The organism is Paenibacillus lentus (genome assembly GCF_042714055.1).
GTDB lineage: Bacteria > Bacillota > Bacilli > Paenibacillales > Paenibacillaceae > Fontibacillus > Fontibacillus lentus_A.
The window spans coordinates 279,328-296,883 of the sequence record NZ_JBHGVC010000002.1; the positions used below are offsets into that span (position 1 = coordinate 279,328).

At 44.0% G+C, this 17,556-nt stretch carries 13 protein-coding genes and 1 tRNA gene; 10 read left to right on the forward strand and 4 right to left on the reverse strand.

Annotated elements, in window-relative coordinates; genetic code table 11:
- Window positions 1–75 precede the first annotated feature (75 nt).
- Entirely contained in the window at window positions 76–1,881 is a 1,806-nt protein-coding gene (locus ACE3MQ_RS04875; protein WP_379391220.1) for a hypothetical protein, read from the reverse strand.
- Between the two features lie 353 nt (window positions 1,882–2,234).
- On the opposite strand from ACE3MQ_RS04875, the gene ACE3MQ_RS04880 reads away from it, so the two are divergent.
- Window positions 2,235–2,310 (forward strand) — tRNA-Ala (locus ACE3MQ_RS04880).
- Window positions 2,311–2,693: 383 nt separating this feature from the next.
- Here the strand turns inward: ACE3MQ_RS04880 and ACE3MQ_RS04885 are convergent.
- On the reverse strand, window positions 2,694–3,263 hold the full coding sequence (locus tag ACE3MQ_RS04885) for a hypothetical protein (protein WP_379391222.1): 570 nt from the start codon (window positions 3,261–3,263) through the stop codon (window positions 2,694–2,696).
- Window positions 3,264–3,278: 15 nt separating this feature from the next.
- Window positions 3,279–3,794 (reverse strand): MauE/DoxX family redox-associated membrane protein, encoded by a 516-nt coding sequence (locus ACE3MQ_RS04890; RefSeq protein WP_379391224.1) that lies wholly within the window; start codon window positions 3,792–3,794, stop codon window positions 3,279–3,281.
- A gap of 514 nt (window positions 3,795–4,308) precedes the next feature.
- Between ACE3MQ_RS04890 and ACE3MQ_RS04895 the strand changes: the two genes are divergently transcribed.
- Window positions 4,309–6,138 carry an ABC transporter ATP-binding protein gene (locus ACE3MQ_RS04895; RefSeq protein WP_379391226.1) on the forward strand — a complete coding sequence of 610 codons (1,830 nt, stop codon included), beginning with the start codon at window positions 4,309–4,311 and terminating at the stop codon, window positions 6,136–6,138.
- Window positions 6,139–6,425: 287 nt separating this feature from the next.
- On the opposite strand, the gene ACE3MQ_RS04900 is transcribed toward ACE3MQ_RS04895, so the two are convergent.
- The gene (locus ACE3MQ_RS04900; protein ID WP_379391228.1) at window positions 6,426–6,995 is read right to left on the reverse strand and encodes an RNA polymerase sigma factor; all 570 of its coding nucleotides are present in this window, start codon (window positions 6,993–6,995) and stop codon (window positions 6,426–6,428) included.
- A gap of 1,142 nt (window positions 6,996–8,137) precedes the next feature.
- Between ACE3MQ_RS04900 and ACE3MQ_RS04905 the strand changes: the two genes are divergently transcribed.
- The 8 genes from ACE3MQ_RS04905 (at window position 8,138) to ACE3MQ_RS04940 (ending at window position 17,548) form a co-directional block, all read left to right on the forward strand.
- Entirely contained in the window at window positions 8,138–8,686 is a 549-nt protein-coding gene (locus ACE3MQ_RS04905) for a hypothetical protein (RefSeq protein ID WP_379391230.1), read from the forward strand.
- A 429-nt stretch (window positions 8,687–9,115) separates the two neighbouring features.
- Window positions 9,116–9,598 carry a nucleoside deaminase gene (locus ACE3MQ_RS04910; RefSeq protein WP_379391232.1) on the forward strand — a complete coding sequence of 161 codons (483 nt, stop codon included), beginning with the start codon at window positions 9,116–9,118 and terminating at the stop codon, window positions 9,596–9,598.
- 226 nt (window positions 9,599–9,824) lie between these two features.
- Complete coding sequence (locus ACE3MQ_RS04915) at window positions 9,825–10,484, forward strand: serine/threonine protein kinase (protein WP_379391234.1); 660 nt, start codon at window positions 9,825–9,827, stop codon at window positions 10,482–10,484.
- Between the two features lie 9 nt (window positions 10,485–10,493).
- On the forward strand, window positions 10,494–13,664 hold the full coding sequence (locus ACE3MQ_RS04920) for a hybrid sensor histidine kinase/response regulator (protein WP_379391236.1): 3,171 nt from the start codon (window positions 10,494–10,496) through the stop codon (window positions 13,662–13,664).
- A gap of 120 nt (window positions 13,665–13,784) precedes the next feature.
- On the forward strand, window positions 13,785–14,864 hold the full coding sequence (locus ACE3MQ_RS04925; RefSeq protein ID WP_379391238.1) for a serine hydrolase domain-containing protein: 1,080 nt from the start codon (window positions 13,785–13,787) through the stop codon (window positions 14,862–14,864).
- A 152-nt stretch (window positions 14,865–15,016) separates the two neighbouring features.
- Window positions 15,017–15,460: a MarR family winged helix-turn-helix transcriptional regulator gene (locus tag ACE3MQ_RS04930; protein ID WP_379391240.1), complete on the forward strand. Its 444-nt coding sequence runs from the start codon at window positions 15,017–15,019 to the stop codon at window positions 15,458–15,460.
- A gap of 48 nt (window positions 15,461–15,508) precedes the next feature.
- A complete protein-coding gene (locus ACE3MQ_RS04935; protein ID WP_379391242.1) occupies window positions 15,509–16,450 on the forward strand; it encodes a ring-cleaving dioxygenase in 942 nt (313 codons plus the stop codon).
- Between the two features lie 42 nt (window positions 16,451–16,492).
- On the forward strand, window positions 16,493–17,548 hold the full coding sequence (locus ACE3MQ_RS04940; protein ID WP_379391244.1) for an LLM class flavin-dependent oxidoreductase: 1,056 nt from the start codon (window positions 16,493–16,495) through the stop codon (window positions 17,546–17,548).
- Window positions 17,549–17,556 lie beyond the last annotated feature (8 nt).

Consider the following 17,556-nt stretch of genomic DNA (forward strand, 5'->3'; position numbering starts at 1 on the left):
GTTCAGCACCTTAGAGAGTACGTCCGGTAGATGCTGTTCCTATGGAACGGTTAATGCCGCGAGTTCAAGGTGGTTCTAAGGGACAGATGAGCGGAGGACTTGAACTACTGCGGTTCTGTAGCTCCCCTTGTAATAAGCGTAAATTTTGGTCGTTCCGGCCTTGAGGCCCACGAGATCACCATTCTCATCGTAGTCGGCGATTTCCGGGTTATCACTTCTAAACGAGGTAAGATGGGTAATGTCGATCCGCTCTGAAGTCTTATAATCATAAATATAAGTCCTTGTATCCAGTTTATCTCCGACAGAGATCGAGTATTCGGTAGAATCCAGATTGAAGCTAACCGGCTCTAAGTCATCCGAATCCTCGGGGAGAACGATGATCGGCAGGATGGCTTGCAAGCCCTGATAGCTTGCAACTAGACGTGTAGTACCCGGCTCGATTCCCGTAACCCGGCCCAGTCCGTCGACCGCCGCAATCGAAGGATCCTCGATCTGAAATTGTGCGGCATAAGAGAGTGTGTTCGTATAACCGTCCGAATAGACCGCCTGAATGACGGTAGGGGCGCTATCGCCCTTAAGCACTTTTTTCTCGGATTCCGTAAAAGCGATCTTTGTCAGCGTCCGCTCACCGGGCGGAGCCGGTTCCTGCGGCTTGGGCAGCTTGCTCAGCTGAGCCTTGTAGATGTCGCCGCGTTTGATCGTGCCTGTTACGATGAACCCGCCGTCCGAGGCTGCGGCCGCATCGCCATGGCTGTACAGCGACGGGCCTTCGTACAGATAATCGCCCAGTTTTTGCCCCTCGTCGTCGACGGTCAGCACGGCATATTGTCTTCTTACGTTCGGGTAGTCCCCTTTCGTATTGGATCCGATCAAGGCATAGCCGTACTCGGCCGGAACCAGCTTGCTGTACGCCCTGACCCCCGAGGCGTATTCCGAGGGATAAGCTTTTTCCCACAGCAGGCTGCCGCTAGCGTCGATTTTGGCCAGCATATTTGCGGCTTTACCGAATGCCGACTTGCGATACCCGATCAGATAACCGCCGTCTTTGGCCGGGATAAGGGTATGGGCGAGGAAGGTTGCCGTCTTATCCTGGTACTGCTTGTTCCACTCCATAGCTCCTTGCGCGTCCAGCTTAATGATAAGCAGGGCATTCTGGACGTCTCCGGTTTCATAGCTCTGTCTCGTCAGGCTGCCTACGGCCAGAAATCCGCCGTCCGGGGTTTGAACGATGTCATATAAATCCTGGTCTTCCCCGAACCAATATTTCTTGAACCACAGCTGCTCGCCGTGGGCATTTGTTCTGAGGACAAAGGCGGTATAGATTCCAGCGCTGGTTCCGCCAGTGCCTGCAATTGCATAACCCCCATCCGTATTTTCAATGACCGAGAGTGTGTTGTTATGATGGTAAGGATCATCGTAAGTATTCTCCCATTGAATATTGCCGTCTTGATCCAGCTTAACCAAATAGATGACGCTGTAAGGCTTGCCGCTATAGTCAGTAATCGATCCGGTGACCAAATAACCTCCGTCCTGCGTTTCTACGGCATTTCTTGCATGGTCATTGGAGGAGTAGTTGATTTTCGTTTCCCATTCCGTACTGCCTTCCGAATCTGTCTTCACGATGTATGCCAGCGAATCAGAATAGCCCGAGGGGCCTGCTTCCTGGATCTCCCCAAGCAACAAGTACCCTCCATCCGACGTGGCGATGACTCCTTTGCCGGATGATCGTTCTCCATAGTCTCTGGACCACTCCAGGGATTGCTCCGAACCGGAAGCTGCATAGCTATGTTGGGATAGAGCAGGGAGTCCGGACAATCCAGATAAAGCAATTATCCATACCGTAAACCATAAGCTTGAGCTGCGTAATAGAGACTTAAACAAACATTCCACTCCTCTCATTTTGGAAAACAAGATTACTTGCGAGTTGGATTTCTGCCCTGCTTGTCTAATTGCTATTATGAACTTGGAATATATGTATATTATGATTTTAAAAGGGGATATAATTAATCCCACGAAGAGCATATATTCCTATGAAAATGTAATTATTTTTCTTTTATGGTAGATAGCTTGGTTTCGTTACTTTAGGAGGAGAGATGAGGGGGACGGGGGGCTTTAGGTATAATTAATGTATGATAGTGAAGCTTTGTTTGTAACGAAATACGACATAAATAATTATAGTCAAAAAGAGCTTGACAGCCAGCAAGCAATTTAATACAATGAAATAGTCGCTTAACGGGGTCTTAGCTCAGCTGGGAGAGCGCTTCGCTGGCAGCGAAGAGGTCAGGGGTTCGATCCCCCTAGACTCCACCATAATAAACAATTCAACCACGTCCATCGGGCGTGGTTTTCTACTATGTTGCTGGAAGCTCCAAAGGGGGCGAACCCTGGGTTCAGTCCGCGCGGATGGAATGGGAGAAAAAGCTTCGAAGGACAAGCATCAAATGTAGGAGCACGGCGTCTGAATCTACCACTAAAAGTCCTCGTTGAGTAAGCTTCGTTAGCCATTCGATAAGGATGAGGACATCCCCTGAAGTATACAGGAATCATCTTCTGGTTGCTTAAGCCACTGTGGCTTTCTTTAAACTATCCACCAATAAGGTCACCTTTCATAACGGCGGTCAGCTTTTTGTACTGCTAATTGCAAGGACTGTTTCTAGATGTCTTCACGAAAAAGAATGTTTTTTTCTTGAATTCTAACTGATCTTCACGTTAAGCGCCCCGACTTCTTTCGAAAGCAATGAAGATACTTCTTCAACTGTTTGTACATGGCCTTTATTAAGGATAATGCCTTCGTTTGACAACACATAACAAAAGGGAAATGTAAAGGTTCCGAAATTACCCATTTGATGCATCTCAATGCGATGAATCGGGATGCGTATCTTGTGCTCATTGCTGATGTCATTTATTTCATTTTCTGTCCCAATCATGATTAAGGCTACTTGATATTCTGTAAATGCTCCGGCGATAGCATTTATGTTTGGATACAATTTCGCGCAACTGCTGCAGCCAGATACACTTAACATAAGGATGGTGCCCGCCGCATGGACAGGATGTAATTGGATTGGTTTGTCTGTTATATCGATTAGATGACTGACAGGGAAAATATTGTTAAGAGCAAGTGAATTTCTTTTCTCTGGGTCTTGGTGGGACGCAGGCTGAGGGCTTCGCTCATTCAGCTTTCGAAACATATATAAGGAGATTATTAACAGGAAGATAATAAAAAGCCACTGCAGAATTGTTGATAATTGCTCGTAATTTACCATTTCGTAACCCTCCATTTATTCTGGTCTCGAAAACAAGACTCTTATATTACCATAAAGACCAATTATCGCTATGCTCTGGAGTATACCGAGCGCAATAGGATACGCAGTAGCCGGGCTATCTGCCTTGTTGCCGAGCGCGAATTCCATTATTCCGACAAATAATGCAAGTGCAATCAAGAAAATGGCGCGGTGAATGGTGTGGTTCCCTAATGTTTCTGGTATTAAGTTACCGAAGCAGTTACATGTGATTTTTCCCGGCAGCTTTTTGGAACGAATGGAAACCCATATAAAGCTGATAGAGAGTAATACAATTAGCAGTGATCCTCCAAGATATAATGCATTAAAAAACATTAAGATTCCTGATAGCATCTCTATGCCAATAATGCCGGATACGGTAATAGCAGCATTGATGATAACGATGTTCAGCTGTTTGATGGTTAGTTTAAATGAATTGAACGATAGAAGCTTGAGAGTAGCTGTTGCAATCATCATTGTTCCAAGAAAAATGCGAATAAAATAGATTATGTCCACCGTTATTCCCTCCGTATGTTCTCTGTCTTATTTAATCCTCACTTATATAACACACTTACCCTGGAAATATCACAAAAGTAAAAAAAAAATATTATGTGATTATTTTACTTATCAGTTGTTTTAGATAATAGAGCTGCAGCAAGAGTTCTCGCGATAAAAAAAGGAGGAATATTAAAAAATGGCAAAAACACGCACTTGTACTTATTATTCTAACTGCAATACAGACAGTACTGATTCAGCTTATAAGTATTGCGATTATGAGCAATACACGTGTTGCGGATGTAAAGATCCAATAAATCAGGGTTCGTTGGTCGTTGCGGGTCGGAACCGTTTTCCGATTGGTATGACCACTCAATGTTGGACCAGTACTACTGATTGCTAATTTTAAATTAACGAGGCATTCGTATTTAAACAATTCGATCATCTAAAAACCAAATGCGAGAACATCAGCCGGAAGCTGGTAAACGATGCGTTTACCAGCTTCTTCCTCTATCCAATGCTTAGGAGAATGATCATGCAAAAATTCCAGCGGCTGCGATTTATCTATGTAAACCTGTATCGCTTAATGAAACTCTGTTGGGGTATTTGTCCGCGAGAAACCGCTATTTTAGTGTTGATTCGTCTATTCCAAGCCTTTGTTCCGGGTATACAACTCGTACTAACTAAACATTTGGTAGACAGCGTAAGTGAAGTTTTCTCTAATCAAAATAATGTCAATCAAGCTTTCTTCTATCTTGGAATGCAGTCCTTGCTACTGCTTGTAGTGCAATCTGTTCAGCTTTTTGAACGTTATAATAACAGTAAGATGCAGTTTAAGATTGGATTCACTGTAGAAGAACAAATTGCAGCTAAAACGGCAAACATTTCGTTAAGGTACTTTGACTCAGGGAGTTTTTATGATACGTTGCAAAGAGCTTCATCGGGGCAAAGCCAACGTATCATTGAGCTTCTCAACGGACCGATACAAATCATTCAAAGCGCGATTACGATGATGACGATAATCGGTGTGTTGCTAAGTTCTAGTTATTTAACGGGAATCATTGTGGTTCTTATGGCGATTCCTCCATTTTTCATCAATAATCATATTGGAAATATGAGGCGCAACTTGTTGTTTGTTTTAATACCGATTTCAAGACGAATAGGCTATTTTCTTGGATTATTGAAAGGAAGAGACACAGCTAAGGAAGTTCGTGTATTTCAATTACAGCCTTTTCTGCTGGGCAAATGGGAAGAACAGTTCAACAAGCAAATGACAATTCAGTTATCTTTTGAGCGAAAAAGTATCTGGGTTCAAAGTTTATATGATATTTCTAACGTCGCTGTTACGATGATTAATTTGGGGTTGCTTATATGGTTAGGTTCAAGAAACGGGTACAGCATTGGTGATTATGTAGCGATCTCACAGGCATATATGACGTTTCAAGGAGTAGCTATGGCCATTTCCTTATCTATTGCAGGAATATTTGAGAATATAAAGCTTCTATCCGATCTTTTTGAATTTCTCAACATTAAGGTTGAGGAAGAAGAAACGGAAACGGATACTCCTGAAACGAATTTCCCTTCATTGAATAGTAATGGAATATTAGTAAAGGATTTATCGTTTGCATACGACAATGACGATCAATTAAGGTTGAAAAATGTTTCGTTCCAGATTAAGCCAGGTCAAAGAGTGGCGATTGTGGGGGACAACGGGGCTGGGAAAAGCACATTAATAAAATGTCTGATTGGCCTTTATCGAAACTATACGGGGCATATTTATTATGAGAATACGGATTTAAAGCATATGAGTGCCAAGCTCGTATTTCAGCATGTTGGCGCTGTATTTCAAGATTACTCGAAATATGATTTTTCGGTCAAAGAAAACATTGGAGTTGGTGACATCGATCATCTGGATGATGAAGAGGGAATTAGAGCTGCTGCTGAAAAAAGCGGTGCGCATGCGTTTATTGAAAAATTAGAGAAGCAATATGATACTGAAGTCGGCAGCACTTTTGGCGGAGCAGTAGGTCTTTCGGGCGGACAGTGGCAGAAAGTCGCAATAAGTCGGTCTTTCTTCTCGAAAGCAGATCTTCTCGTCTTTGATGAGCCGGCAGCCTCTTTGGATCCGTTTGCTGAGATATCTTTGTATCAGTCTTTGGCGAAACTCTCGGTTGGCAAAATAGCAATTATGATTTCACATCGCTTGAGTAGTTGTGTAGATGCCGATCTCATTCTAGTGATGCGTAACGGGGAAATTGTCGAACAAGGTAATCACGATGAGCTAATGGACGAAGGCGGTTATTATTCGAGCATGTTTCTTAGTCAACTAAGCGGTTATCAGAAAAAAGTAGCTGTCACAAAATAAGGTGTCCCATTAGATATAGTATTGTAAGTTGTTTAGACGGGTGGAGGTGAGTTCAATTGGATTTAGACCTCTTGTTAAATGAATATGCAATGGGTTTCATCAACTGCTCAATTAAATAGCAGTCTAACTTCACATACGGAATATCTTAAGGATGCAGAGGGCCATAATTTTGGAGCTTTCTATGACTTAGCACAAATAAAAGATTAGCATCTACGTGAGAGAAGAGAGAGAATGTACGTCGGTTATGGATCACCAAAGCCCGACGTACATTCTAGCTTGTTGCGGCATTACATTCTTGTTTCCCTTTTCAAATTAATATGATCCTTGAGTGCTTTTCGTGCACGGTACAAGCTTTGCCGTACGCTTCCTTCGGAAATTTTAAGCTTTTCGGAAATATGCCGATAGGATAAATTTTCAAAACAAAATAGATAAAGAATTAGCTTTAGTTTTTGTGGCAATTGAGCGATGCAGCCGATCAGTACCGCGAAATATTCTTCTCTTTCAATGGATTGCTCTAATGTCTCATACAACAAGAAATACTGATTTTGAAACATTTCGTTATCAAATGTTGATGGAATCATCCGCTTTTGTTTTCTTAAATGATTAATCGCTCTATTTTTTGCTAGTGTTTTGAGCCAGAAACAAATTTTGTCTTTGTCCAAATTGTGGGGAGGTGAAGTGAATGCCTTTAGAAAAGCTTCTTGAACGATGTCTTGAGTGGAATGGTGATTCTTTACATAGGAAAATACCAATTTGTATACGAGCTCATTAAACGCTAGGAATACCTCTTTTTGGACTGAAATATCAAGCTTTTCAAACGACGGATCGAAAATTAATAGTAACTTATTGACACTCATGTTATTGTAATAATTTCCCTTCGATTAATTATTTTACCAAATTAGTATAACACAAAATGTTGTGCCGTAATGCTTTCTATGAGAAATGCTACAAATTTGCAGGTAGTAAGATGATTCTGGCTTTTCTTGAAACGATCGGCTTAAGCTGGGCCTTTCAAACCCTAGGCCTTCCCTAAGCAATCAACGTTGTATTTCCTGCCCATCGCATTCTTCAGTATCTCATTATCGGCTGGATGCTTGGCTGTGAGCACCTCTTTCATTTTAAATCTCTGAGACAAGATGCCCTCATTCGTCATGCTTTAGGTGATAAAGGAACTAAACATATGGGGGAACGATCTCGACGGATTTAGAGTGGATCTGTACAGGCTATTTTTCGGGGCAGTGAAACCGACAATGGTGGGAGAGCGCTTACTGGCAGCGAAGAGGTCAGGGGTTCGATCCCCCTAGACTCCACAACTAATCTCGAACATCTGCAATGTCCAATGGTTTAGAGTGGAGTGATATCCAGTGGTTTAGAGTAAAGTGGAATGGAGTGGAAAGGAATTTTGTGTGAAAAACCATACAAACGTTTGTATATATGTGTTAATGGGATCAATTTATATGAAAATTCGTATAAATGAGTCCGCTCAGACGGCTGCAGTGTAAATATTGTACGATAAATCATACAAAAGCTGAACATGTGTCGCGACAGGGTTATTTTTATATGAAAAATCGTATATGTATCGGATCAAATGAGGTCAATGTTGTCAATGCTGCTAATCTGTCAATGCTGTACGAATAATATTATAAATTTATGATTTAATATACTTTTATTGAAATTTTACCATGTTGTGTTATAATTTAACTATATATCGTGAGTGGCGAAGCACGCCCCGGTATTCCTTTCAGATGGAGGGAAATCGGGGCTTTACTTATTTTCAAGATGTAAAATTTCCAAGGAACGCTATGAAGAATAGTAATCTGAGTTGGATTGGAAAAGTTTATAATCGGAATAGGGGTGACTTGTTCTGGGTTTTGAGATTGAGCACGAAAAGTGGCTCTAGAGACATTTGGCTAGACGTCAAGGGGAGCGAAAAGATGCGCTGAGAAGAGGACATGGATATGGAAATCGCATGTTTGCAGAAAAAATATGGTGGCCCCTGATGGGACATTTTATTGGTTTGCATCCGGAGTACGAGGTTAGGGACTGGAGGGGACGGTCTTATTTTGTAGACTTCATGTGGATCCTGGGTGGACATCTTTTTGTGTTCGAGATTATGGACTATGGTTCGCACGGCAAGGATCGGACTAAATATCGCATGGATCTGAATCGGGGTCTGTTTCTGCAATCGCAAGGATGTCAGTTTATCTCGATTTCATTGGATGAAATGAAGGAAAATCCATCGTTTGTCTTGGCTATGCTTCGAAGTATATTGGCTTCCTATTTAGCTGCAGCGACAGAGCAAAGTGGAAACATTCTACATAAATTCGAGAAAATCGAACGGCAATTAATGCGTTTGGCTATTCGACATCATCGTGTTGTTCGCCCTGCGAAAGCTGCAAGAGAACTTGAACTTCATAAGCAAACCGTCATCAAGTATTGTCGCAGACTTGTAGACAAAGGGAAATTTCGGGCGGTACCAACAGGGGAAACAGGTCGAATTTATCAATATGAGTATCTGGGATCAACGCAGAGTCCCGATTTGATTTGACCTATTTCTGAAGGGCTTCTCTCAATGGAGCACTGATCTCATCCCTGGGGGATTTTTGTATACGGGAGTAAAACCAGGTGTGCTGCGTATTATTTTATGGTTACATCGGCCGCATGGGGAGTGCAAACTAAGGATGTTCTATTGCGAGTCAAACTTTACGTACTCGTCAAGGAAACCGATTATAGTCGAAACGGGGAGTGTCTTGGTTTAGCAGGTGTATCTTTATCTCCATATATTGACGATCCGCCGCTTCTCATATCGCTCCGAACGGAGAGATTGATTTGCACAATATAGATAAAGAGTTACAACGGGTTTGCATGACCTTGATGCCACAACAGCCCCTTTTTATGATACCATGTTTCTATAGTTGTGAAACCAGAGGCAGGGACATAAGGTCTGCCTCATAAGTTGCGAAGGAGGAGGCTAATTGTGATCAATGATACTGATCTGAAGCATCTGCGACGCTGTATTCAGCTTGCGAAGGATGCTCTGGAGGCTGGCGATGAGCCATTCGGTTCGGTTCTAGTCTCATCCGATGGAGAAGTGCTTGCGGAAGACCATAATCATGTCGCTGGCGGAGACCATACCCAGCACCCGGAGTTTGCGTTGGCTCGCTGGGCAGCAAATAACCTGACGAAGGAAGAGCGAGAGAAGGCGACGGTATATACCTCTGGTGAACATTGCCCGATGTGCGCTGCAGCCCACGGTTGGGTCGGCTTGGGTCGGATTGTTTATGCAAGTTCCTCCAAACAGCTGGCTCAATGGCTGAGTGAATTAGAGGTTCCGACGTCGCGCGTACGCAATCTTCCAATCCAGGACGTCATTCGTGATACTGTAGTAGATGGCCCTGTACCTGAGCTCGCGGAGGAAGTTCGAGAGCTTCACCGTCAGTTTTACACTTTGAAGCATTAATATGAGCGTCCAACATAAGAGGTTGATCCGTAAGGATTAGCCTCTTTTCTTTGGTATAAAGTCGTTTGGTGTATCCGAACCCGATATTGAGGAAGCCGTAGAAAATTTATATACCATTGGTTCTTGATGGCTAAAAGATAATAAATTTGTCATGTTATAATGAACAAGCCACACATAAATATATTTGATAACGTTTGCTAATAGATATGGGAACGGTGACGAACAGATGACAGGTCAGAATCAACCTGGAATAGAAGAACTTGCGCAGCTTGTAGAAAGAGAGCTGTTGGTGCATGTATCTATAAAGAGCAATCATCAGAACGACCCTGTAGTAGTCGGCAATATTCCAGAGCCGTGGCTTCTTTTGGGAAGAGGCAATTATGCGGCTGTGTTCTGCCACCCGGAGAGAAAGGACTGTGCGATGAAAGTATATGCGCCTGGCAGGCCCGGTCTGCAGGAAGAAGCAGAGGTGTATCGCCGACTCGATCGCCACCCGGCTTACTCGGAGTGTTATATGGTTGGTGACGGTTATCTGATATTGAAACGACTGATAGGAAAAACTTTTTACGAATGCATCATAGAAGGAATTCCGATCACGGATCAAGCAATCCGGGAAATTGATGAAGCATTGGATGATGCGCGTTCGCTTGGATTGAGTCCTCATGATATTCACGTCAAAAATGTTATGATGCAAAATGGCCGAGGTGTCATCGTAGATGTGTCTGATTTTTTGAAAGAGGAAGATTACCAAATGTGGAACGATTTTAAAAAGGCATACCTCCGCTTATACCGTCCGTTAACCGCTCGGCGGACAATACGTATACCTGAAGTAGTGCTTGAGGCGATACGAAGAGGATACCGGATCTGGCGAGTAATTCGGGAGTAGTGCCATTCATTGATTAAGTGTTCATATTTCCTTGGTAAAGGGGAAATGAAAAAGGATTATCGCGGAAGCTGTCGAATTCTTTATATTACTATGAAAAAGGCTCCTGTTTTTATTGTTGTTTTATTATTTATATCGATTATAACTACTGGCCGCCTCGTTTGGGTTGAGTTATTCAAGCCGTCCGGGCAATCTTATGCCGTAAACGGACTGCTCAATTTACGGGACGGAAATGAAGGAGCGGGCAGGACGATAACACTTGACGGGGAGTGGGAATTTTATCCGGGTGTTTTCTTGATGTCTGATGGATCTGATCAAGCCCCTTTGGAATTCTCTCCCCAAAGTATAAATGTTCCCTCGGACTGGAGCACGCGCCTGCAGCCGAATGGATCGAGTCCGTATGGATTCGGCAGTTATCGGCTGCGAATTCTGGTCGATTCCAAAGATGAAGTATACAGTATTTATGTTCCCAGTATCCGTAGTTCATCTCAATTATATGTTAACGGGAGACTCATCGCTAATTCCGGTCATCCCGCTCCGAATGCAAAGGATTACAGAGCAGAGAATATCCCTTATACTGCGACATTTACAGCGGACGATCAGGGGATGATCGAGCTTGTTATTCAGGCTGCGAACTTTAACGATTCCCGGGGCGGAGGAATGATCCGTTCGCTCAAATTCGGAACAAATGAGGACATTTACCGTGAAAAGCAGTATTCCATGGCGGCCCAGCAGTTAACTGCTGCGGCAATGATCATTCATGCTGCTTATTTGCTGGTTTTCTTTATTATTGAAAGAAATAAGTTCTGGCTGTATTTTGCTGTGGCGATATTGACCTTCATGTTCATTCTTCTCAATAGCAGCGAAGATAAATTATTGCAGCAGTGGTTATCAATTTCGCATGCCTGGAGCTTCAAGCTTTTGGTATTTGGGCTTATTATTCTCTTTTACTCGATTTTACAGATGGTAAGTACTGAGCTTCCGGAGGCGTGGCGCGCCAAAGTGCTGCGTGCGTACGGAGTTGCAGCTATCATCGGAATTGGAGTGGGTATCTGGCTGCCGACTCAAAATAATGAAGCCATGCAATATGTGATTTTCCTGTGTGCTGTACCCATTATCGCATTGTTCATCGTTTCAGTGCTTCGTATGGCGGTGAGCGGTATCCGAAAAAGCTTGATGCAATTTCTGGCTTTTTTGGCGTTTGCCAATCATATGGTTTGGTGGATGGTTTTTTTATTGACTGGAATCAAGGTCATCTTTTATCCGTTTGATCTTATTTTGGGTATGCTCCTGCTATCTTATATATGGATCAAGCGTTATTTTGTCTTGTATACGGAACAGAAGCAGCTAACCGTGAAGCTGGAAGAAGTCAACAGGAAGAAGGACGAATTTCTGGCAAACACGTCTCATGAGCTTCGTAATCCGCTACACAGTATGATCAATATTTCTCAGGTTGTGCTCGAGCGGGAGAGAAATGCCATAAACGCTATAAGTGTTCGAGAAATGGAAACGGTTGTTAAAGTAGGCCAAAGAATGTCGTTTATGCTTAATGATCTGCTTGATGTTGCCCGCTTGAAGGATAGCAGCCTGCGGCTGAATATCGAAAGCGTCTCTTTGCAGCCGATCATTAGCGGAGTCATGGATCTGATCAGGTTTATGACTGTAGGTAAGCCGATTGTGCTGACGAACCGGGTTCCGGAGCATTTTCCCAAAGTACTTGCCGACGAGAACCGCTTGATTCAAATTCTCTTCAATTTGCTGCATAATGCGGTGAAATTTACGCATCAAGGCGAGGTATACGTAGAGGCTTACACCGAGAAGGGACTGGTATTTGTCATTGTAGCAGACAGCGGGGTCGGCATGGATGAGCCGACGCTGCAGCGGGTGTTTGAACCATATGAGCAAGCGAACTCAATAAATGGGTATGAAGGCGGCTTTGGCTTGGGACTAAGCATATGCAGGCAGCTGGTTGAATTGCACGGGGGAACCATCACCGTTGAGTCGGCTCTTGCTAAAGGAACGAGGTTTACCTTTACATTGAGCTTGGATGGCAGTTCTGAAATGGAGGCAGCACCAGAGATAAGCAGCAAGAATGCCTCAGACTCCTCCCAAGACCTGGCTGCCGCAGCTGCATCGCTTGAGCTTTATGATCGAAAGGCTGGAATATCAGGGTCGCTGCAGCTCCCCGTTAAGGATAAGCCGCGTATACTGGCTGTAGATGACGATGCTTTGAATTTGAATGTTCTGGGTTCCATTCTTTCTCATGAGGATTATTCGACCGTAATGGTTACGAACGGTGTTGAAGCATTGGAATTGATTCATGCTCAAGAATCTCAAGAATGGGATTTAGTCATTGCGGATATTATGATGCCTGGTATGTCGGGGTACGAATTGACTCAGAAGATCAGGGAGCGGTATGCGGTATCCGAGCTGCCCGTTTTGCTGATCACTGCCCGCAGTCGTCCGGAAGATATTGAGAAGGGATTTTGGGCTGGCGCGAATGATTATGTAACCAAACCTGTTGACGCCAGAGAGCTGCGAGCCAGGGTTCGGGCCTTGACACGTTTAACAAGCTCGACCCGCGAACGTATTCGCATGGAGGCGGCTTGGCTGCAAGCGCAAATTGAACCGCATTTCTTTCTCAATACATTAAATTCGATCGCCGCATTGCATACGATCAATTCCGAATCGATGTTAGAACTGATTGAGCATTTTGGGGATTATTTACGTGAAAAGTTTAAGTTCCAAAATGTGGGTGAGCTTGTTCCTCTAAATGATGAGTTAACGCTAGTGCGCTCCTATTTGTTTATCGAGCAGACAAGATTTGAGGATCGGCTTCAGGTCAAGTGGGAGATCGACAGAAATATAGAACTGCTGCGGATACCGCCGTATTCGATACAGCCTCTTGTGGAGAATGCGATCCGGCATGGGCTGATGAAGCGAGCGGAGGGCGGAACAGTACGGATTACGCTGCGGAAGCAAGGGGACATCGCGGAGATTTCAGTATTCGATGATGGTGTGGGCATGGATGAAGAGATTGTATCCAGGCTGCTGGAGGCGAATGCGGCTGGGGGGATCGCCTTACGAAATGTGGATCTTCGTTTGAAACGGTTGTATGGCGTTGGATTGAAAATAGCCAGCACTCCGGGTAAAGGGACGACGGTGTCATTTGTGGTATGTTAAAAGTTCAGTCTATTACACCGTGTGGCGATGAAGCATGAAAAAATTAATAATGAATACTTATAATAGTATAAAAGCGACCCTTTTAAGAATGGGAGGTAGAGACAGCTGAGAAAAGAATCCTTGCAAAATGAGATTGAAACGAGGCTGGAGCAAAAGGCAGCTTCTGACTCAAAGCTTCATAATGTTTATTTGTTGATTCACTCCGATAAACTGGATATGCACTGGTCCATGGCTGCCGGGAGAACGGATGAAGCATTGGCCCATCCCAAGCAGCCTTATCATACGGCCAGCGTAGGCAAGGCCTTTACTTCTGTCATACTGGCCATCCTAGTGGAAAAGGGGCTCGCTAGATTCGATGATCCAATTGCCGATTATTTGCCCGAGGATCTACTTAAAAATCTGCATATATACAAAGGAAAAGAGTATACATATGACATTAAGATCGAGCATTTGCTAAGCAACACATCCGGCTTGCCTGATTATTATGAGGATAAACCCAAGAGGGGTAAAGGATTTATGACGGAGATCCTTGAAGATCCCTCGCGCTTTTGGAAGCCGGAAGAAACGATACATTGGTCCAAACAGCATTTAAAACCGCGATTTCCTCCGGGAAGAGATGTTCATTACACGGATACTGGATACAATCTGCTAGGGCTCATTATAGAAAAAATCACATCAAAGCCTTACCATAAGGTGCTTCATGACTATATCTTCGACCCTCTAAATATGAAGCACTCTTATTTATCCCAGTATTCGGAGCCTGCCTTAAGAAGCGAGCATCCGGTAGCGCATCTTTATATAGATGATTTGAAGATTAACGTAGATGACTATCGCAGCTTCAGCAGCTTCTACTCCGGCGGGCAAACTGTATCTACCCTGGAAGATCAGCTGCTCTTCATGAAAGCATTGGTCAATCACGAGATCATTCAAAAGGAAACCCTGGATACGATGATGCAATGGAACAAGATGTGGATCGGAATGGAGTATGGTTATGGATTAATGAGGATGCGTTTTCTTCCATTTACTCAGAAATACATCGGGTGGGGTCATCTTGGCGCAAGCGGCGCTACCATGCTTTACTTTCCAAATAGGGATCTATATATTATCGGGAGCTTCAATCAGACGGCTTACCGCTCCAAAGCCCAGGATTTTATATTTTTTAACGTACTGCGAAAAATGGAAAAATTGGCTCAGAGTTAGAATCGTTGTCTTATGGATAACCTGTATAAGCACCCCTATGGGTGCTTTTTTTCCAAAGTTGTCGGATAGTGACGGTTCAACCTTGCTTGACATCGTATCACTTGAGTGGTAAAGTGATAGTGAGATTAGCGAAGGAGGGGAACTGAAGCACTATGCGCAACAATACGATTGGCTCGTTAATCTGGTTACGTTTAATGCGTTTTACAAATCAAAGCAACCAGATGTCCAATGAGTTTCTAAAACGATTTGATCTGACAACGGCTCAATTTGATACACTTATGCAAATCCGTATCTATCAGCCTCTCACGCAAATGGAATTAGCCGATAAAGTGACGGTCACCCAAGGTGGAATTTCGCGAATGCTCGCACGTCTCGAGAAGGAAGGATATATTGTGCGCAAGCAGGATTGGAAGACGAAGACGATTAGCCTAACAGCAAAGGCTGAAGCTATATTGGAACAAGCAATGCCTGAGCAGCTTGCCTTTCAAACGTCATTTTTTGACGATGTATTAAGCGAAGAAGAACAAAAGATACTATATACATTAATGACGCGAGTACACAAGCATAGCCAAAAAAAAGAATTACCGCCGGAGTAATTTTTTTTACACTATCACTTGACTAATCAAGTTAAAGGGGGAATTACGATGTACACCATTCCAGGACATCATCATATTTCAATGCTTACAAAAGACGCTCAAATCAATCATCGATTTTATCGGCAGGTATTGGGGCTGCGCAGGGTAAAGAAGACCGTCAATCAGGATAATCCTAGCATGTATCATCTCTTTTACGGAGATTTAACGGGTAGTGCTGGAACAGAGCTGTCGTTTTTTGAAATGCCCAATGCAGGAAAAACCGTTCGCGGTACAAATGCGATCACTCAAATCGGTTTGCTTGTCCCGTCCTATGAAAGTTTGATTTTCTGGAAAAACCGCTTTGAGTTATGGAATGTAGATCATGGCGAAATTACGAAATATGTGGGCAGAGATGCTTTGCACTTTGAAGACCCGGAAGGATTGAGATTGGTTCTATTAAATCATGATGGTGCAGAAATCCCTGACAACTGGTCAGCATGGGAAGGCTCGGATGTCGAGCAAGAGCATCGTATTTTAGGCATGGGGACAGTGGAAATAACGGTGCGTAATCTGGAACGGCTGGCCAAAGTTTTAAGGAACCTATTTGGTTATACAGAAGTTTCTCGTTCTATGGACGAAGCCGTTTATCAATCCGTTGCCGGAGAAGCCCTTGGAGAAATTGTCATTAAGCGGCAGGAGGGAGCCAGCGAGCGGCCCGGAAGAGGAAGCATTCATCATTTGGCAATACGCGTAAAGAACGAGGAAGAATTGCGTTATTGGGACAAGGTCGTTAAAGAGCATGGCTTTCACTCCACAGGAGTTGTAGACCGTTTTTACTTCCAAAGCCTATACTTCCGTGATTTAAACGGAATTTTATTTGAAATCGCGACGGACGGCCCGGGATTCACGGTAGATTCGACGGTTGAGGAGCTTGGTCAAGCCTTGGATCTGCCCCCCTTCTTGGAAGAACGGCGTGAAGAAATTGAAGCGAAATTGGCGCCGATTGATTAATGATAGAGTTCGAATAACCAGAATAGAAAAGGAGAGAGAAGCATGGAACAGTATCGTATTCAAAAAAATAACGGCCTCGAATTCGGCTTGTATTCCATCGGGGATCATTTGCCGAATCCGCACACAGGCTCAATGATTAGCGCTCAGCAGCGTATTCATGAATTAATCGAAGCCAGCAAGCTGGCCGATGAGGCGGGATTTGATGTGTTTGCCGTCGGTGAAAGTCACCAAGCGCATTTTACTACCCAAGCGCATACGGTCATTTTAGGAGCGATCGCACAGGCTACAAAAAACATTAAAATTGCCAGCTCGGCCACGGTGTTGAGTACATCCGACCCTGTACGAGTGTATGAGGACTTTGCCACCCTGGATTTGATTTCAAACGGCCGGGCAGAAATTGTTGCCGGACGTGGTTCGCGCGTAGGAGCATACAGCTTGCTTGGCTTTGATGTACGTGATTATGAAGAATTATTTGAGGAGAAAATGGAGCTGCTTCTGCAGCTGAACAACGAGGACAAAGTAACGTGGACAGGCCAATTCCGTGCACCGCTCGACAATGCCTCCATTTTGCCGCAGCCTCAAAACGGTCGTATGCCGATTTGGCGCGCCGTAGGCGGCCCGCCCGCGAGCGCGATTAAGGCTGGATATGCAGGCGTACCCATGATGCTGACAACGCTTGGCGGTCCTGCAATTAACTTCAAGATGTCGGTGGATGCGTATCGTGATGCAGCAGAGCGGAACGGCTTTGATGCAGCAGCGTTACCGATTGCGACGACAAGTTTATTTTATACTGCGGAAACTACACAGGACGCACTTCGCGAGTACTATCCACATGCGAATTCCGGTATGCAGGCGTTACGCGGCAGCGGCTATCCAAAGCAGCAATTTGCACAAGCTACAGATTACCGTGATGCGTTAATGATTGGCAGCCCGCAGCAAATTATCGAAAAAATGCTCTATCAATATGAATTGTATGGCCAACAGCGTTTTATGGCTCAAATCGATTTTGGCGGCGTGCCCTTCGATAAGATCGCGAAAAATATCGAGCTGATTGCAACGAAGATTATGCCTGCGATTAAGAAGCATACGGCTAAATAATAAGGAGG

What these genes read in the sequence shown, in the direction of transcription:
- ACE3MQ_RS04900 (WP_379391228.1), bottom strand. Translation starts at nt 6,995, where the DNA reads ATGAGTGTCAATAAGTTACTATTAATTTTCGATCCGTCGTTTGAAAAG.
- ACE3MQ_RS04935 (WP_379391242.1), top strand. Translation starts at nt 15,509, where the DNA reads ATGTACACCATTCCAGGACATCATCATATTTCAATGCTTACAAAAGAC.
- ACE3MQ_RS04895 (WP_379391226.1), top strand. Translation starts at nt 4,309, where the DNA reads ATGCAAAAATTCCAGCGGCTGCGATTTATCTATGTAAACCTGTATCGC.
- ACE3MQ_RS04930 (WP_379391240.1), top strand. Translation starts at nt 15,017, where the DNA reads ATGCGCAACAATACGATTGGCTCGTTAATCTGGTTACGTTTAATGCGT.
- ACE3MQ_RS04940 (WP_379391244.1), top strand. Translation starts at nt 16,493, where the DNA reads ATGGAACAGTATCGTATTCAAAAAAATAACGGCCTCGAATTCGGCTTG.
- ACE3MQ_RS04905 (WP_379391230.1), top strand. Translation starts at nt 8,138, where the DNA reads ATGGGACATTTTATTGGTTTGCATCCGGAGTACGAGGTTAGGGACTGG.
- ACE3MQ_RS04885 (WP_379391222.1), bottom strand. Translation starts at nt 3,263, where the DNA reads ATGGTAAATTACGAGCAATTATCAACAATTCTGCAGTGGCTTTTTATT.
- ACE3MQ_RS04915 (WP_379391234.1), top strand. Translation starts at nt 9,825, where the DNA reads ATGACAGGTCAGAATCAACCTGGAATAGAAGAACTTGCGCAGCTTGTA.